This is a genomic window from Pedobacter sp. ASV12 (genome assembly GCF_016429155.1).
Lineage (GTDB): Bacteria > Bacteroidota > Bacteroidia > Sphingobacteriales > Sphingobacteriaceae > Pedobacter.
This window is the reverse complement of record NZ_JAELUC010000281.1, coordinates 1-478: the sequence shown is the minus strand read 5'-3', so window position 1 is coordinate 478 and position 478 is coordinate 1. Positions and strand designations below refer to the sequence as shown.

Annotated in this window: 2 protein-coding genes; one reads left to right on the top strand and one right to left on the bottom strand. The window is 49.2% G+C overall.

Features of this window, described 5'->3' with window-relative positions; all coding sequences use genetic code 11:
• Nucleotides 1-207 (bottom strand): hypothetical protein (locus JHD69_RS20310; protein WP_199142139.1); only part of this gene is annotated, 207 nt, incomplete at its 3' end.
• Between JHD69_RS20310 and JHD69_RS20305 the strand changes: the two genes are divergently transcribed.
• Nucleotides 120-470 (top strand): C10 family peptidase, encoded by a 351-nt coding sequence (locus tag JHD69_RS20305; RefSeq protein ID WP_233166124.1) that lies wholly within the window; start codon nucleotides 120-122, stop codon nucleotides 468-470. The genes JHD69_RS20310 and JHD69_RS20305 overlap by 88 nt on opposite strands.
• Nucleotides 471-478 lie beyond the last annotated feature (8 nt).

The window sequence follows — 478 nt, the reverse complement described above, 5'->3', positions numbered from 1 at the left end:
CCCCCCCCCCCCCCCCCCCCCCCCCCCCCCCCCCCCCTCCATCCCCCCCCCGCCCCCCCCCTCCCCCCCCCCATGTCGTGGTTCGTCGGCAGCGTCAGATGTGTATAAGAGACAGGTACATGAATAAACTTGCGCCCTCTTCTCTGTTCGAACAGCATTATAAGGTGAAAACTTCCAGATATATCTCGTGGAAGCATACATTCCCATATAGTTTCGGTAAGCTAAAAAAGGTCATTAGCCATGAGCTAGACCTTAAAAGGCCGTTAATGCTTCATTTTTCAGACCTTAAAGGCTTCGGACATACGGTTGTAATCGATGCGTACAGAATAAAAAATGACAAACTAATTGTGCACCTTAACCAAGGTCAGGGAGGTCCGCAAGATGGGTGGTATAATTTTGACTCCTCTATTTTACAGCCCAACGATGATAAGCTGAGGGTGCTTTATACATTCAAGCCTGACAAACCTTAAAATCATAC

Coding starts and splice junctions, on each gene's coding strand:
- JHD69_RS20305 (WP_233166124.1), top strand. CDS start 120: ATGAATAAACTTGCGCCCTCTTCTCTGTTCGAACAGCATTATAAGGTG.